Here is a 17,168-nt window from a genome sequence, read left to right as displayed (position 1 = left end):
AAAGTCTTTAAAGCATTAAAAGCTAACGTTAAGTTCAGTGTAGAAATGAACGAATCGGAATTTAAAGTAGCGTGAAAATAAAGACACTACTGGCAACAGCACCTAAGAAAACATGGGGCGCCCGGTGCCAAGGGAAAGGTTTATTCCCTGAATAAACTTTAGCTAAAGTGGACATGAAATTGCTTCGAAAAGCACCACGTTTCTTAGCTGCGTACCGTTGTAGGTAATTAAAAACCATCATTATGAAAAATACCTTTACACTATTAATTTTAGCTCTAATGGCTATTGGATGTGATCTGACAAACAAAAGCGGCTCAGAATTAAGTAATGACAATCAAATCATGATTGGTCACATTGACTCACTCCAGTCTGATATTCTTGGAGAAACCAGAAAAATATGGGTGCATCTACCAATGAACTATCAGGAAGGCAAAAAGTATCCCGTTTTATATCTTCTGGATGGTGACGGACATTTTCATTCTGTAACAGGTTTGATTAAACAATTGAGTAGGACACTTGTTCTTCCGGAAATGATCGTTATTGCTATTCCAAATACAAATAGAAGTCGCGATTTAATACCTACTCATGCTGATGTTGATTATCGCACCGGTAATAAACTTCAATATGACAGTGGAGGAGGTAGTGCTTTTCTTGATTTTATCGAGGAGGAGTTGATTCCTTATGTTGACAGCACATATCCAACAACCTCTTATCGTACTTATGTTGGTCATTCATTTGGTGGACTTAGTGTGATACATGCCCTCACCACCAAAAGCCATCTTTTCAACAATTATGTGGCCATTGATGCAAGTTTTTGGTGGGATGATATGGCATATCTGGAAACTGTAGACTCACTGTTATCAGTTAATGATTATACTAACAAGGGACTTTTTTTAGGTGTAGCAAATACGATGATTGGCGGGCAAAACATTTCCAATGTAGAAGAGGATACCTCAGCAAGTTCAACACTTATAAGATCACAATTGAAATTTGCAAAATCATTAGAAAAGAAGGACAATGGATTACATTTTGAATGGAAATACTACCAGAACGACAATCATTTTAGTGTTCCACTAATTACAACATATGATGGCTTACGGTTTCTATTTGACTGGTATAGATTAAAGTCAAGGGATGAGCTCTATTGGAGTCCTAACGATGAGTCTTTGGAAGTGGTGAAATCGCACTATGAGAATGTGTCACAAAAAATGGGATACGAAATCAAGCCTGATGAGGCTTTGATCAATTCCCTTGGCAACCGCTACTTGCGTGACAAAAAGATGGACCAGGCAGCTGCCTGCTTCGATTTTAATATTGCCAATTTTCCAAATAGTGATAATGTCTACGACTCAAGAGGAGATTGTTACCTGGCTGTTGGAGACTCCCTGAAGGCACTAGAGTTTTATAGAAAAGCACTTGAAACAGGCGATAATGATTATTCTCAAGAAAAAATTGATAGGATATCTAAAGCACTAAAAAAGTAAAAAGTCAGAGACTAACTGCGTGTATGATAAATAGCGGATTCAGTGGTAAACCTGTCTGCCGGCCCTTGGAGAATCGGGCTGTTTTGGAACCGTCCAGCTAAAGCAGGACGCAATTGATGGAAGTCAGATAGCTGAAGCTTCATCCCTAACCATTCGAGGACCGAAGTTTTCCCAGACTTTAAGCAATCAAACCTTTCCTGTTTTTGGCGGAAAGCCTGATTCATAATTGACATTATTTAGGCCAAAAACCGGAGATGTTTTGTGGATCATTTTCCCCGGGTTGCGTTCCTTACCCGGGGCTACCCATATTTGATCCCTATGGGATCATTATTTAATTCAAATCGGCTGCTACCAATAATGAGCCAAATAAATCCTCAGCAATACGCCGATAGAAATAATCATTCAATAAAATGAAATCCCAAATAGTAAAAACACCCTGTTTAGGGTATTTTTAGTGGAGGAAGAATTTTGTAGATTTAAAAAATAAAATTTACCTCAGGTGTATCTATTTGACTTCTCCGAAGGAAATAAATAAACCTTTAGGTTATAAATAAACAAGTTATCTGTAATTAGGATTAAAAGTTCACCATGATGATTATTCATTAAACACCATATAAAATGAAGAGTTATAGCACATTTCTAATAATATTAGCTTGTATTACAGTCTTAGCTTGTAATTTATATTCACAAACAAACTTAGCGGCAAAGAAGAAAATTTATTTGGACTATACTGAAGGAGCACTCGATTCAGCTTATAGTCAAGTCCATTGGGCACCTAACTACAAATTAGTTTTGGCCCAATTAAAGTCATTAAAGGAACTTTCACAATCCAATATTGGTAATCCTGAACGTATTCAATACGGGAGCGCTGCGTCTGCACAATTGGATTTGTATGCTCCAAATCGACAAAATGCGCCTATTCACATTCATATTCATGGGGGGGCATGGCGAAATGGTAACGGGTCTGGGGAACAGGCTTACAATGGTCGGAAATTTATTGAATTAGGAGCGATGTACATTGCCCCTGATTATGAACTGGTCACTGATTCAAGTCTAAGTTTATACCCAATGGTACATCAGCTAAGAAATGCAGTGGTATGGACCTATCAGAATGCTACACGATTTGGAGGGGATATTGACAAAATTTATCTTTCCGGACACTCAGCTGGGGGTCATCTTGGTGGGGTTCTTATCACAACTGATTGGACGGAATATGGTCTTCCTGCGGATGTAATAAAAGGTGCCTTTCTCTCCAGCGGGATTTACGATTTATACCCTGTGAGTCTATCTTCCAGAAATGAATATGTTGAGTTTACAGACAAAATGGTGGAAGACCTTAGTCCAATCAATCATATAGATAAAATTAGAACACCTATTATACTTGCTTATGGAACTGAAGAAAGTCCTGAGTTCAAAAGACAGTCACAAGCATTTGCAGAAGCTCTAAAAAAGCAATCCAAAGAGTTGGAGTTGTATGTTTTAAAGGGATATAATCACTTCGAAATCATGATTGCTCTAGGAAATCTATTTGATATTCCGGGTGAACTTATGATTAAACAAATGAATATAGATTGATCAAGTTTCTGCCTATATGTTTGATGAATAAAAACAGATAACAATGTATAAGCGCAATGCGGGCTGAATTGCTAAAACTGAGCATTTTTGCTCCTAATAAACTTTGCGGTAAGCGGACTGTGAATCGCTCCGAAATCCCGCCCTGCGCTTATACTTGACTGTTGTGGTGCATGATTAAAAGACGTCCGATTTAAAAAATTCGTATCTTTAAGAAAGATTAATAAAATGGAAACTATTAGAATTGACATATTGAACCCTAAAGCTAAAGCCCTTTTGAAAGACTTGGCAAATTTGGATTTGATAAGGATCAGGAGAGAAACTTCTGAGAATGATTTTTCTGAGTTATTAAAAAAGTTCAGAAGTAAGTCAGATCAAGCTCCTAGTTTGGAAGAAATCACAAAAGAGGTTGAGGCAGTTCGCAAAGCCCGATATGAAAAATAGAAGGGTAATTTTAGATACTAACCTGTGGATAAGTTTTTTGATCTCAAAGAGACAAGGTGAATTGGATATGCTCCTTGAATCTGGAGCAGTAACCCTTATTTTTTCGAAAGAATTACTTGAAGAGTTTTTAGTGGTTTCAGAAAGGCCCAAGTTCAAAAAGTTTTTTAAAAAATCACATGTTAAAGCACTTCTGACTCAAATTGAAACCTTTGGGGAATTAAAAAAGGTAGGAGTAAGTCTGAAGAATACGGCTCCGAATGCCTGTCTGACGTCAAGCAGGCCTGCCGGCTCCAAGCCTGTCTGCCTCAGGCAGACTGAATCCCGTTGTGCGTCATAATTAATCTTACTACTACCAATACATCACTGCTATGAAGAAAATATTGCTACTGCCATTTTTAGTTCTACCTGTCCTATTACAAGCGCAGCATAAAACAACAACGCCGGATGAGATACGCATATCGATTGCAAAAAGTATTACCGATCTTCACGTTGCACCGGAACCTGTTCCACATGTAAAAAACGACTTTGTGAGCAGTGGTAAAGATTCAATCCCTATCCGTATTTATCAACCCTCTTCCAACAAACCTTTACCTGTTATTTACCTGGTTCATGGTGCTGCCTGGATAGCCGGTGACCTTGACACACATGATAACATCTGTCGTTACTTAGCTAATCACATACAAGCTGTGGTAGTGGCTGTAAATTACCGGCGACCGCCAGAATACAAGTTTCCGGCACCCTTCAATGACACCTATACAGTGATGAAGTGGATTTATTCACACACTGAGAAGCTTAATGGAAACGGTAAACTTGTACTGATCGGTGACAGTGCCGGAGGGCAACTGGTCGGTTCATTGTGCTTGGTCAATGCAGCGGAGGAAACGCCTATTCCGGTGATGGCACAGGTACTTGTGAACCCTGCACTTAATCTTTCAATCGGTTCTGTTTCCTACCTAACCTATTCGAAGTACATCGACTGGTATCTAAATGAAACGGATGATGCGAATGACGTTCGCATTTCGCCTGTTTTGGCTGACAACGTAAAAGGTGTACCACAAGCTATCATTGTGGTAGGAGAAAATGACAAAATTCGAAATGATGGTGAAGTATTTCATCAAAAGCTTTTAGGTGCAGGTATAAAATCTACCTTATATGTCCAGCCTAATGCTGGACATTTAGCCGGCCGCTGGTGTGCTGGAGATGAGAGCGCAAAACCAGCAATGGATTTTGTGGTTGCAGAGTTACAACGGGTGCTCACTTCCCGCAAATAGCAGCCGGCATATCACGAATGCACAACTTTCGATTTTCCATAAAAATTAGGGTTATAATAAAACAAATAAACGAGCAGTAAAAAACCGTAATAAAAGCTAGTGAAGGAAATTGTAAAAATAATCTTTAGTATTCATTTTTTAGGTAAAAAGTTTTTTACCCAACCAGGATTAAAAGTAGGCCATCAATAATTCGCTAAATAAATCCTCAGAAATACGCCTGAACAAGCAATCATTCAATAAAATGAAATCCCAAAAAGTAAAAATACCCTGTTTACGGTATTTTTTGTGGAGGAAGAATTTGTTAGGTTTAGAGAGTGAAAGGGAGGAAAAACCAGACTGATCTATTTATATTTAATAAATCTGTCCGGGAAATCCAGTCAGGTGAGTAAGTTGGCGGTAATTTTAACAACACGACAGTGCAAAAAACGGGGAAGCTAAAAACCGAACAGAGTAAGCAATAAAAATTAAATTAAATAGCAATGGCAAATTTAGCATGGTTTCCAATAGACCCTACATTAAACGAGAAAGGGGCTTTTTCAGCTTTTACCTTCGAAGAAAATTCTTCTGAAATAAAGCCCGTTCCACTTAACACTGGAGAAAATCCATTTTCTCAATTTAGGGTGTTACAAGATTCTTACAATATTCAAACTGCTGCTAGCTTGGGTTTTGGAGTTGGTTCTATAAATGGTGATTACAACTCTTTTGTGTTGTCATATGAAGCTATGATATTTAGTGAAAAAATGGTGGAAATACCTATTGGCGGTAAAATATATGGGACACGATGGGGGGCTGGACTTCGGGTGATTTTGAAAGTATCGGAAATAAAGTCTAGTCTGAACTTGAATTTTGGCGCAATGGCAGCTAATGCCGAATTAGGTTTAGCAAAAGTCTCTTATGAAATTAATGGTATTGGAATAAACAAACCTGACATACTTGCGGTGCTTCCTGGTCCAAGTAATTTTAATTATCAGAATTATCAAAAAATTTTAGACGCATCTGAAACAGTTAAGGAGTATATGTCAAGTAATTCTCAAGAATTAGTTGCTAAGCCATTTCAAATTTTCATACGGGATGACCAAAGCAAAGATATTTTTACCGATAGCAGAGCAATTCTATATGGAATGCGAAGCATTGTTTCTCGCAACACACTTAAAACGGCTATTCAGAACTCCCAGAATAAATACAATATCTCGACAATCAAGGCAGTTTATTCAAAATTCAACATTTTAGATGAAAACCTTCAGCCTACAAGAGAGCAAAAAAGAGAAGCCGAAGACTTTTTAAACACTTAAATAAAATGTTATGACTAGGATAATTTATCTGACAGCAATTGTATTGGTTTTTGCCGGAAACTCTTATGGGCAGACTTATGTCAGTTTCAAAGAAAACGGATTAATGCATAATGCAAATGCATTTGGAGCACTTTTATGTCCTCTTGATAAAGGCAAAGCAGACGGAGTATTAAAAAAGGCTGTAGAGTATAATCTGCCAAAAAAAACACATAAATGGCTATTGTGAAGTAAGAGCGCATTTTTTGTCCAAGAGACTCTCGCCTTTAGTTAGGGTAAGCGGTTGTGAAATTGGAAAAATTTGGGCTTTTGCTCCTTCAATTTATACAATGGTATCTGACAAAAAATTGACAGCAAACAATCCTTTATATAAAGATGAGAAGATAACATGGGGCTACCATGTTGCCCCACTACTCGCTATAAAGAATGGAAACAAAATTGACACCGTTGTGATAGATTTTTCAATTAAAGAAAATAAGTATATTCCATACAAGGAATGGATAAGCAAACTGAATTGTCCAGAAGCGATTTACACATTCACAGACTATAATTACTATCTTTTTCACACATTCGATGGCTTAACTTTAACAGGTTCGGGTCATAATAATTTTGCTACGCCCACAAATTTCCCCAAAATTATCACTGGACATTTTTGGTATCTAGCAACTAATGACACCATATCAATTCCTTCGGGTTTAGCATACAATGATTTGGCAGTTTATATTACCGACAAATATTATTCTAATCAGAATTACAATCAATATAAGGAACAACTAAAAAATCTCACTAAATTAAATGAAATGCCAAAACTAATAAATCGTTCAATAAGCAACCTTCCAGCAGAACTTGTTGATGATTGCCTTAATTTTTATAATGATAGAATGGCACATTGGAGAACGCAAGACAGATAAAAACTACCACCAACAGCACCTACCCAAAAGTGGCGGTTCAGTGGTTAAATCAAGCTTTGTGCTTCTATCAAAGTTTCTGCTTGGTTGACAGTGAATCCCTCCGAAATCGCCACCTTCGGGTAGTTGCGAAACGTTGTGTGTAATTAATAAAAAAACGATGTACAACTTAAAAAAAATAATGGCACAAAAATTTTCAGACTTAAAGGTATCTGATGCTATTTCAATTTTGAGCGAAATAGGAGATACCGAATCCGCGTATGAATTGGATAGCTTAATTAAAGAAGATCCAACTAATGCAGACGCCATTTTAGAAAGTATCCCTGATTTGAAATTCAATAAAGCATGGAAAACAAAAGAGCATGCTTAAGGATACTTAGAATATCATAATCGGGTAGATAACAAAATCCCTATTATTAATGCACTGACAATTGATGCCGATGAAAGTCTAAAAGGAAAAAGGATAAACATTAGGGTAGGAACTGTAAATATCTTTCGTTATCCTGGTATTTTAGGAGTTGAACATGAAATACTATTTGAATTTAGTGCCAAACATTCGCCAGAAGACGGGAGTGAAGATGAGGATATTAGGTATACTCAAAAATATACACTTAGAAATAATGGGGGTAGTGGCAAACAAGGGCTTTAGGTTCTTCAAGGTTTACGTGTCCCAAACAATGGTATTGACTTCTATTTGAATACCATATATATAGCCAATAAGTCTGAAGAAAAAGTGCTTAAATTTTTGAATAGTAAAATATTCAATTCAGGAATTGAATTAATATCCACAGTTAATCCTTTGGTTAAAGAAGTTGCAGGTTATGCAACTGGAATTACCGAATAAATTACTCAAGAAAAGAAAAATAAAAGAGTACAAGAAATCGGTTTAGGATTTGACTTTTCTGGAAATACCGGTGTCGCAAGTTTAAAAAAGGGTGAATATTTGGCTGTTCAAACCAAAAAGGAAGATTTAGATTGGTCTAAATGGTATTATGACACAAATGATTCATTAATAAAACCTGAGGACGATTCAGTGGATAGACTGCCAAGAAACTTTATTTCTTTTATTATTTCTGAATACGAACAAGAATAGAGTTCTACTCACTATTATCTTTGTAATCTAATAAAAAAACCTATGACCAAAATAGAAATTGTTCAAGCGGAAAATTATCAAGGGGAAGATCTTGAGAGGCTCAAACAAGCTATTCAACTTTTGGAAAATACAATAAACTCTGATGAGTTTAAAAAAGCCGTTATAGATTTTAAAACTCACATTGACGGTGGGACATTTCATTTCATCCGAAAAGAGAAAAAAGGCTTAAGAATTAGGACTTTTAAGTTGAAGAGGTACACTAATACTGAGGTTTTAGAAAAAATTCTCAAAGGAAATAGCCAGTTCAAAAACAAAATTGAGCTAAAGCTAAAAATGGAATTTGGAGATGATGGGGATGTTGTAGGCTACAAAAAATCGGGAAGCTCAACAATTCATACCTATGAAAAATTTGTAAAAAATATGACTTTGACAAGATTTGCAGCTCATATAATCCACGAATATTGTCACATAATAGGCTTTGAACATTCATCATCATCTAAGCATGACAAACTAAGAGATTGCTATTCTGTACCTTATGCAATACACAAAATGCTAAAAAAGATACTACTTGGTTCAAATGCTTCATCTTGTCAATATTTACATATGAAATAATTTAATATTTCTGAAATGAAAATTATCCACATTAGTGATTTACAGTACCAGGCCTCTGAGCGTAAAGACCGCATCGGCAAATTCATAAACAAGATAATCGACTATTATGAAGGAGTGAGTGAAAAACCCTTGATCATCAACACAGGCGACCTTGTTGAAGATGCGCTCGAAGACGAAATGACAGAGCACAAGATCCAACTTCAAAAGCTTGCGAATGCAGGCTTCGAAATGCTCATCTGTCCAGGCAATCACGATCAGAAGAAGAATGGATATAACCCTCAGCTCAATAATGCTAACCTGACCATGTTCAGCAACATCTTTAGCGATCTACTACCTCAAGGGAAACATTACTACAGTGAAGATGAAAATCACCTACTAAGCTGGCCTCTCGTACACCAATACGGTTCGTACTTCTTTGTAGGGCTCGATTCAAATGAGGGTATGTACAATAACTTCTCTGCCTGCGGTAAAATTAAGCGCAGGCAGCTTTTAGCACTAAACAAGGCACTCAACGATATCGAGAAGGCCGACAGCAATGCAGTGATTGTTGTTTACCTGCACCATGAGCCATTTGAATACCCAATAAGCACAGGTGCCCCTGGTCCATATGACTACCAGTTTATGAAGCTCAAGCAGCGGGAAAAACTATTAAGAATTCTCAAAGGCCGTGTCAATGTGCTACTGTTTGGACACAACCACAAGTTCGACCGAAGGAAATCACGTGAGCAAAAATGGGAAATTGATCTTGTACTGCGTAATGCCGGGGCTATCATGAACATTCGTGATAACAAGTTTGCAGAGATTGACCTTGCAAACGATTTTGCGCTCAAACACATCTGAGCAACCACATATAGAAAGTCATCACTTTTGTGTTGGCTTTCTTTTTTGTTTGCGGATCATGTCATTTATAAGGAAGTCTGCACAAAAAGTTAAGAGAATTAGAGAGAAATGAATTTGTGGAAAACCAATAGAAAAAATGAAATATAAGAATATAAACTACACACAACAACTAAGCTTTCGTTGCGTGCATATCACGAACAATGAAAGCGCTGTTGCACAGCTTGCCCCGATTATTTCGGGGAAACCGGTGAGGTTCTTATGGGGATTGAGTCGGGTATTTGTAGGGGATGGAGGCCGGAAAAGTCTAAATAGTGGAAGACAGATACTACTTCTCTTTCTAAAAAATTATTTTGATATCGATTCCTAAGGTCCTTAAAGGGACATTTCCTTCATTCTCCAGAATTATTGAATAGAAAAGTAAATTTTTGACTTCTCTTTTAATTTGACAAAGTAGGGCTAAAGCAATTTTATCAAAATCCAGTTCAGAGGGGTACTTCGGAAATGGGGGCAATCACATAAGGCGCTAAAATACTTTGCACCTGCTGAAGTGCGGCTTTGGCAGCCGCAAGATCCGCTTCAGGGATCTCAATCGAGATTCGATTTTCCATAAAAATTAGGGTTATAATAAAACAAATATACGAACAGTAAAAAACTGTAATAAAAGTTAGTGAAAGGAAAATGAAAAAACAATAGTTAGTATTCATTTTTTAGGTAAAAAATTTTTTGCCCACCCAGGATTAAAAGTAGGCCATCAATAATTAGCTAAATAAATCCTCTGCAATACGCCGATAGAAATAATCATTCCACAAAATAAAATCCCAAATAGAAAAAATACCCTGTTTACGGTATTTTTTGTGGGGGAAGAATTTGTTAGGTTTAGAGAATAAAAGCATAGTACCCTGTATCTATTTATTGTATGTGGTATGAAAAGATCGGGTTTATGTATAAATAAGTGGCGTTAATTATAAATGACATACATAAAATCAAATGATAAATAAAATAATAATAAACAAGCTATACGGGGTTTTTAATCATGAAATCCAAATAAAAGAAGGGACTATTACATTAATTTTAGGTGAAAATGGACTAGGAAAGACTGTCATACTAAAAATGATTAAAAGTCTATTTGAAAACGACCTTTATGAAATAGGAAAATATGATTTTGAATTGTTCTCCATTGAATTCGATGACTCATCAATTTTAGAAATCAATAAGATAACCAAAGAAAGTAAAATCAATTTACGTTATGAGGATTACATACTTAACATAAATTATAAAACTGCTAACTCCAAAAAAGGAAATAAATTTACAATTAAGTCTGATGACATAATTGAACATTACAAAAATGAAAGACAGGGAGTTTATAGAAGAAACAGTGCTAATAGATTCTACTCCATATTTAGAAATTTCATACCATCAAATATTGAAAGAGTCGGTCATGATCGTTGGCTTGATTTAAGCACTGGGATAATTTCTAGTACAAATGAATTACTAGAATTATATTCTAAATATCTACCCAAAGAAATTATTGATGAATTCAATAATAAATCTGTTCCCGAGTGGTTTGATAATATCACTAAGTCAATAAAAGTTAAACTTGTTGAAACACAACGACTGCTGACAAAGTTAAATACAGAGGAAAAAGAATATAAAAGCTCAGTAATACAATATTCAAGTGAACTAAAAGAAATAATCCGTAACAAAACGTTAGAAGCAACTAATTTATCTACAAAGTTAGATAGAACCTATACAAATCGACTTATTGAAAAAATCACTTCAATAAATACCACATCAAACACTTCTATTGACAATTCATTAAATGAGTTGGAAAAAAGGCGTTCATTTTTAATAAAGGTAGGGTTACTTGAACAAGGTGAGGAAGCACTTGTCCCAATTAACCTAAATCAAGAATACAGAGATAATGAAACATTGAGGGATGTTTTAGAAATTTACATTGATGATAGTAATGATAAACTAAGTGTTTATAATGAATTGAGTTTAAAGCTTAATACATTAATAGATATAATAAACAAAAGGTTTAACTACAAGAAGTTTTCCGTTACCAAGAATGAAGGTTTTGTTTTTAAATCTACCATCACAAACAAAATTATACCACTTTCAAATTTATCATCGGGTGAACAACATGAGCTTGTTTTATTTTACGAGCTTTTATTTAATACTCCAGAAAACTCTCTGATATTGATTGATGAGCCAGAAATATCTCTCCATATTACATGGCAAAATGAGTTTATTAATGATTTGTTAGAAATCAACAAGTTAAATAATATCAAAAGTATTATAGCGACACATTCGCCTGACATAATCAACAATAACTGGGATTTAACAATAGAACTTAAATGAGAGAGGCAATAACTTTAGACCGTATTGCAAACTCTATAATTCAAAGAAGAAAGAAGTTTGACAATTTCATTTTAGTTGAAGGGTCGCACGATAGATTATTTTTTCTAAAGTTTAAAAACAATAATTCACAAATTGAAATAACATTTGGATGGGAAAAGTTAATAGCAATAATCAAACTACTTAAAGATAGAAATTTCGATAAAGTGATTGGGATTATAGACAAAGATCTTAGAGACATCATTCCAGAAAATTCGAATTTAGATGATGAAGTAATTTTAACAGATGATCATGATATTAATGTTCTTTGTCTTGAACAATCATTTAATACAATATTTAATAGCTATTGTTCTTTAGATAAGGTTGAAAAATTCAAAGACGAGAAAAAAACGGAATGTTTGAAGGAATATACTCATAATTTATTAAAACCGTTATCTTACTTAAAAATTCTAAACAAAAGGGAAGGTTTGCATTTATGCTTTAAAGCTAATGACCAACATAAAAAAAACATTGATTATTCAAAGTTCATTGACAAAAATAAATATGAATTAATTGCATTAGAAAAATTAGTGGAAACCATCACAAATTACAGTAGAGGCAGAACTAAAGAAAAGCTTATTGCCAATGAAATTATTTTAAATAAACTGAAGATTATTATCAAAAATGAAGATTATGAAAACTCTAAATTGAATTGTGGTCACGATTTTGGAGAGGTAATTTGTTTAGGTTTAAAAAAGGTTTTAGGAACAAAAGAAGTTGAAAGTGAAGCTTTTCTTAAAGAGAATATACTAGCATACGAATGGAACAATTTCATTACTACTGATTTATATAAAAAAATAAGAGTGTTGGAGAATAAATGTAAAACCAACTACCTAAGAGAATAACTACCGCCAACATTTAGCCCACTAGAGAAAAGCCCTTGAAAAAAGCCCTGATTGATGCATTCATCTATCAGGGCTTTTTGCTAGTGGCTTTAAGTCGGGGATTTTTTTTACTTAATGAGAAAAGTAAGCACTAGTAAAAAGCTTTTTTTTGATTATTAAGTGGATAGTGATAGTTTTAGACAATTGAAATAAACCAAAAAAATGTTCGAACAGACTTTTAAAAATATTGACGATATACTGCACAAGGATGCGGGTTGTGGGAGTGAATTGGATTATGTGGAGCAGACTTCCTGGATTTTGTTTCTCAAATATTTGGATGACTTGGAGAAGGACCGGGCCACAGCGGCCGAACTCACCGGTAAGACTTACAGCCCAATCATTGACAGGGACTACCAATGGACAGTTTGGGCCATGCCCAAGATCTCCACCTCCAATGGGGGCGGCAGGTCGGAGGTCCTCGACCACCACAAAGCCCTGACCGGGGACGACCTGACCGACTTTGTAAACAACCGACTCTTTCCTTACCTCAAAAAGTTTAAGCAAAGCGCCGAGAGTGCAGACACCATTGAATACAAAATTGGAGAGATTTTCAGCGAACTCAAAAACCGCATCCAAAGCGGTTACAATTTGCGGGAAGTGATCAATCGGATAGATGAGTTGCGGTTCCGGACCCATGCAGAGAAGCACGAAATGAGCCACCTGTATGAAGCCAAAATACAGAACATGGGCAATGCCGGGCGGAATGGCGGCGAATACTACACGCCCCGGCCACTGATAAGGACCATCATCCAAGTAGTAAATCCCCAGATCGGCCAAACGGTCTATGATGGGGCAGGGGGCAGCATGGGATTTTTGTGCGAGTCGTTCAATTATATGGTGGCGCAAGCCTCTGCCAAGGGCAAGGGTCTCTCTACCAAGGATTGGGAGACTTTGCAGAAGCGCACCTTCTACGGCAAAGAGAAAAAATCATTGGCCTATATCATCGGCATTATGAATATGATTTTGCATGGCGTGGAGGCACCCAATATCATCCACACCAACACCCTTGCCGAAAACCTTGCCGATATTCAGGAAAAAGACCGCTATGATGTGGTGCTTGCCAATCCCCCTTTTGGAGGTAAAGAACGTGCCGAAGTGCAACAAAACTTCCCCATCAAAACAGGGGAAACCGCTTCCCTCTTTTTGCAGCACTTTATCAAAATCCTGAAAGCAGGCGGCAAAGCCGGTGTGGTGATCAAAAACACCTTTTTGAGCAATACCGACAATGCCACCGTCGCCATACGCAAAACCTTATTGGAAAACTGCAACCTGCACACCGTATTGGATTTGCCGGGCGGAACCTTTACCGGTGCGGGAGTCAAAACCGTGGTGCTGTTCTTCGAAAAGGGCAAAGCCACCCAAAAGGTATGGTTCTACCAACTCAACCCCGGCCGTAATCTGGGCAAGACCAATCCACTGAATGAAAATGATCTGGCGGAATTTGTCAGCCTGAGTGAAACAAAGGGTCTCTCCCAAAATTCCTGGACAGTCGCTATCAAAGATATAGATCAAAGTACTTTTGATTTGAGTGTCAAAAACCCCAATAAAAAAGAAGAGGCCGCCCTTCGCCAACCACAGGCTATATTGGAAGAAATTAAAGCCTTGGACGAAGAAAGTGCGGAGATTTTGGAATCAATCAAAAGCCTGCTTTGACATGAAAGGCGAAATTGTATTATATCAATCCGACGAACTCTCAGAGCACATTGAGGTAAGAATTGATGATGAAAAAGAAACGATTTGGCTCACTCAAAAACAAATGGGATTATTGTTTGATAAGGATACAGACACTATAGGCCTACATCTTAAAAATATTTACAAAGAGCAAGAACTGGATGAAAATTCAACTACCGAGCTTTTCTCGGTAGTTCAAAAAGAAGGTAATAGAAATGTCAAAAGAAGTATCAAATTTTATAACCTTGATGCAATCCTTTCAGTAGGTTTTAGAGTAAATTCTAAACGTGGCACTCAATTTCGACAATGGGCTACCCAACGATTAAAAGATTATCTGCTCAAAGGCTACGCCATCAACAACCGCATGAACAGAATAGAAGATAATGTGCAAGCCCTTACGGATAAAGTAAACCAAATAGACCTACAAATCAATACCCACCTTATACCCACACAGGGCGTATTTTTTAACGGACAAATTTTTGATGCTTACGAATTAGCCTCCCGCATCATCCGTTCTGCTAAGCATAGCATAGTACTTATTGATAATTACATAGACGAAAACACCCTCACCCACTTAGCCAAAAAAGAAAAAGGCGTAAGAGTGCTCTTACTCACCAAAACCCCTTCGACAGGCTCAGGGCAGGCAAACAAACAACTGCTATTAGATGTACAAAAAGCCAATGCCCAATACGGCAACTTTGAACTAAAAACCTTCAACCAAAGCCACGACCGTTTTTTGGTTATTGATGGCAAAGAAGTGTATCATCTGGGTGCTTCGCTGAAAGACTTGGGAAAGAAGTGGTTTGCATTTTCAAAGTTGGAAGCGAAGTCGGTGGAAGGAATTATGAACGAAATAAAGGGTTTGATATGAAGGTTGGGCAGGCTCAATTACCAGAGGGTTGGGAAATAAAGAAGTTGGGCGAAGTTTGTGATTTAATTGGTGGGGGAACGCCTTCAAAAAAGAACTTGAAATTCTATGAAGGAGATATTTTTTGGGCAACAGTTAGAGATATGAAGTCTGAAATTATCTCCGATACTGAATTTAAAATTACAGAAGAAGCAGTAAAGAAAAGTTCAACCAATATTATCCCGAAAGGTAATGTCATAATTGCAACTAGGGTTGGTTTAGGTAAAGTTTGTCTAATCGAAAAAGATACTGCAATCAATCAGGATTTGCGTGGTATAGTCCCAAAGAAATCTAAACAACTTGACAATGGATTTCTATTTCAATGGATCAAAAGTATTTCACATTTAATAGTTGAAGAAGGAACAGGAGCTACTGTTCAAGGGGTAAAACTCCCTTTTATTAAAGATTTGCCAATCCCAATCCCACCTCTCCCCGAACAACAACGCATAGTTTCCATATTAGATGAAGCCTTTGCCGCCATAGCCAAGGCCAAAGCCAATGCCGAACAAAACCTCAAAAATGCGAAGGAGCTTTTTGAAAGTTATTTGCAGGGGGTGTTTGAAAAACTTTTTGAGGAGAGAGAAACAAAAAGAATTTCTGATGTAGCAAAAGTAATTGGTGGATATTCCTTCAAAAGCGGTGATTTCAAAAAGGAAGGAAAATATCAAGTTATCAGAATGGGTAATGTTCGCCCAGGAATAATTAGGGAAAATGAAAGTCCTGTTTTTATTGATGAGCTTGAAGAGAAAGCTCTATCAAAAGCACTTCTAATTCCAAAAGATGTTATCATAACTCAAACAGGCACAAAGAATAAACGGGACTATGGATTTACTGTAATAATTGAAAGAGAAAACTATTTATTAAATCAGCGAATCGCTGCAATTCGTTTTAAGAAAGAATATTTGCCCAAATTCTTCCTTTATTTCTCTTGGACAAATATTTTCAAAGACCAATATTTTGCAAATGAAACAGGAACAGTTGGTCAAGGCAATGTTGGAATTGGGGCAATTACAGATTCTCAAGTTCCAAATATTCCATTCAAAGAACAACAAACCATCGTCCATCAACTAGATGCCCTGCGAGACGAAACGCAAAAGTTGGAAGCCATCTACCAAAAGAAATTGGATGATTTGGAAGAGCTGAAAAAATCAATCTTGCAAAAGGCGTTTGCGGGGGAGTTGAAAACTGAAAGGGGGGTGGAGGTATGAGAAGACATCCCTTTAAACCCATCATTTTTCAGCATTCCAAATCCTTACTGATTGGAACTTTGCCACCGGAAACAGCTACGTTTTACTTTTCCAATACTCCAAAAACAAGATTGTGGGATATCCTTTATGCCTTAGACAAAGATGAGAATACAGTTCCCAGAAATAAATATTTGATCCCAGAAAACGAAAAAATAAAAATCTTGGAAAACCTTTCACTGTCTTTAACTGACATCATTTTAGATTTTGATAGAAAGGATATGAACTCGGTACAAGACAGCGATATTATTCCGTATTCCTACAATAATATAAAATCGCTTATAGCGGACACCGAAATAACCCAATTACTTTTTCTCTACAAAAATGCAGCATTGTGGTTTCTTCATTCCCTAAAAGGGGAGGACCCTGTCCCAATCAATCAGATTCGAAATGAAATTCATTCACCGGAATTTCTTACATTTAACTTAAACAATAGGGAGATCTCTTGCACAGTTTTGCCTATGCCACTGAATAGAGGTAAAAAAGGAGAAACTATGATTTACAAATTGGGGATTTATAAAGAGCGAATCCGATAATCGAAAATGCAATCAG

General features: G+C 36.6%; 19 protein-coding genes. 18 read left to right on the top strand and 1 reads right to left on the bottom strand.

The genetic code is table 11. The features are described from left to right. The first annotated feature begins 242 nt into the window (after positions 1-242). The 12 genes from HMJ38_RS20900 to HMJ38_RS20845 all read left to right on the top strand — a co-directional run bounded on the left by HMJ38_RS20900 (position 243) and on the right by HMJ38_RS20845 (position 9,880). Complete coding sequence (locus tag HMJ38_RS20900; protein ID WP_194976388.1) at positions 243-1,484, top strand: alpha/beta hydrolase-fold protein; 1,242 nt, start codon at positions 243-245, stop codon at positions 1,482-1,484. Between the two features lie 618 nt (positions 1,485-2,102). Beyond that, positions 2,103-3,059: an alpha/beta hydrolase gene (locus tag HMJ38_RS20895; protein WP_194976387.1), complete on the top strand. Its 957-nt coding sequence runs from the start codon at positions 2,103-2,105 to the stop codon at positions 3,057-3,059. A 225-nt stretch (positions 3,060-3,284) separates the two neighbouring features. Further along, positions 3,285-3,500: a hypothetical protein gene (locus tag HMJ38_RS20890; protein WP_194976386.1), complete on the top strand. Its 216-nt coding sequence runs from the start codon at positions 3,285-3,287 to the stop codon at positions 3,498-3,500. Next, complete coding sequence (locus HMJ38_RS20885) at positions 3,490-3,837, top strand: putative toxin-antitoxin system toxin component, PIN family (protein WP_194976385.1); 348 nt, start codon at positions 3,490-3,492, stop codon at positions 3,835-3,837. Before HMJ38_RS20890 ends, HMJ38_RS20885 begins: the two co-directional genes overlap by 11 nt. 31 nt (positions 3,838-3,868) lie before the next feature. Next, complete coding sequence (locus HMJ38_RS20880) at positions 3,869-4,771, top strand: alpha/beta hydrolase (RefSeq protein ID WP_228780183.1); 903 nt, start codon at positions 3,869-3,871, stop codon at positions 4,769-4,771. A gap of 479 nt (positions 4,772-5,250) precedes the next feature. After that, positions 5,251-6,063, top strand: a complete 813-nt coding sequence (locus HMJ38_RS20875; protein ID WP_194976384.1) for a hypothetical protein — start codon at positions 5,251-5,253, stop codon at positions 6,061-6,063. A 10-nt stretch (positions 6,064-6,073) separates the two neighbouring features. After that, positions 6,074-6,289, top strand: coding sequence for a hypothetical protein (locus HMJ38_RS20870; protein WP_194976383.1), 216 nt, complete (start codon positions 6,074-6,076; stop codon positions 6,287-6,289). A 16-nt stretch (positions 6,290-6,305) separates the two neighbouring features. Further along, a complete protein-coding gene (locus HMJ38_RS20865) occupies positions 6,306-6,971 on the top strand; it encodes a protein-glutamine glutaminase family protein (protein ID WP_194976382.1) in 666 nt (221 codons plus the stop codon). 178 nt (positions 6,972-7,149) lie between these two features. Continuing rightward, positions 7,150-7,338 (top strand): hypothetical protein, encoded by a 189-nt coding sequence (locus HMJ38_RS20860; RefSeq protein WP_228780182.1) that lies wholly within the window; start codon positions 7,150-7,152, stop codon positions 7,336-7,338. 765 nt (positions 7,339-8,103) lie between these two features. After that, on the top strand, positions 8,104-8,673 hold the full coding sequence (locus HMJ38_RS20855; RefSeq protein WP_194976380.1) for a hypothetical protein: 570 nt from the start codon (positions 8,104-8,106) through the stop codon (positions 8,671-8,673). Positions 8,674-8,688: 15 nt separating this feature from the next. Next, a complete protein-coding gene (locus HMJ38_RS20850) occupies positions 8,689-9,513 on the top strand; it encodes a metallophosphoesterase family protein (RefSeq protein WP_194976379.1) in 825 nt (274 codons plus the stop codon). A 136-nt stretch (positions 9,514-9,649) separates the two neighbouring features. Continuing rightward, positions 9,650-9,880 carry a hypothetical protein gene (locus HMJ38_RS20845; protein ID WP_194976378.1) on the top strand — a complete coding sequence of 77 codons (231 nt, stop codon included), beginning with the start codon at positions 9,650-9,652 and terminating at the stop codon, positions 9,878-9,880. Positions 9,881-9,995: 115 nt separating this feature from the next. On the opposite strand, the gene HMJ38_RS25570 is transcribed toward HMJ38_RS20845, so the two are convergent. Beyond that, positions 9,996-10,121 (bottom strand): hypothetical protein, encoded by a 126-nt coding sequence (locus HMJ38_RS25570; RefSeq protein WP_262892907.1) that lies wholly within the window; start codon positions 10,119-10,121, stop codon positions 9,996-9,998. Positions 10,122-10,500: 379 nt separating this feature from the next. Between HMJ38_RS25570 and HMJ38_RS20840 the strand changes: the two genes are divergently transcribed. The 6 genes from HMJ38_RS20840 (at position 10,501) to HMJ38_RS20815 (ending at position 17,152) form a co-directional block, all read left to right on the top strand. Then, the gene (locus HMJ38_RS20840; RefSeq protein ID WP_194976377.1) at positions 10,501-11,874 is read left to right on the top strand and encodes an AAA family ATPase; all 1,374 of its coding nucleotides are present in this window, start codon (positions 10,501-10,503) and stop codon (positions 11,872-11,874) included. Continuing rightward, positions 11,871-12,755 carry a hypothetical protein gene (locus tag HMJ38_RS20835; RefSeq protein ID WP_194976376.1) on the top strand — a complete coding sequence of 295 codons (885 nt, stop codon included), beginning with the start codon at positions 11,871-11,873 and terminating at the stop codon, positions 12,753-12,755. Before HMJ38_RS20840 ends, HMJ38_RS20835 begins: the two co-directional genes overlap by 4 nt. A gap of 201 nt (positions 12,756-12,956) precedes the next feature. Beyond that, the gene (locus tag HMJ38_RS20830) at positions 12,957-14,447 is read left to right on the top strand and encodes a class I SAM-dependent DNA methyltransferase (protein WP_194976375.1); all 1,491 of its coding nucleotides are present in this window, start codon (positions 12,957-12,959) and stop codon (positions 14,445-14,447) included. Between the two features lies 1 nt (position 14,448). Next, on the top strand, positions 14,449-15,336 hold the full coding sequence (rhuM, locus tag HMJ38_RS20825) for a RhuM family protein (protein ID WP_194976374.1): 888 nt from the start codon (positions 14,449-14,451) through the stop codon (positions 15,334-15,336). Then, a complete protein-coding gene (locus HMJ38_RS20820) occupies positions 15,333-16,580 on the top strand; it encodes a restriction endonuclease subunit S (RefSeq protein ID WP_194976373.1) in 1,248 nt (415 codons plus the stop codon). The genes rhuM and HMJ38_RS20820 overlap by 4 nt, the downstream gene beginning before the upstream one ends. Beyond that, positions 16,577-17,152: a uracil-DNA glycosylase family protein gene (locus HMJ38_RS20815; RefSeq protein WP_194976372.1), complete on the top strand. Its 576-nt coding sequence runs from the start codon at positions 16,577-16,579 to the stop codon at positions 17,150-17,152. Before HMJ38_RS20820 ends, HMJ38_RS20815 begins: the two co-directional genes overlap by 4 nt. The last annotated feature ends 16 nt before the right edge of the window (positions 17,153-17,168 follow it).

The sequence above is a fragment of the Aquiflexum lacus genome (assembly GCF_015476655.1).
GTDB lineage: Bacteria > Bacteroidota > Bacteroidia > Cytophagales > Cyclobacteriaceae > Aquiflexum > Aquiflexum lacus.
This window is presented reverse-complemented; position numbering and strand designations above follow the sequence as displayed.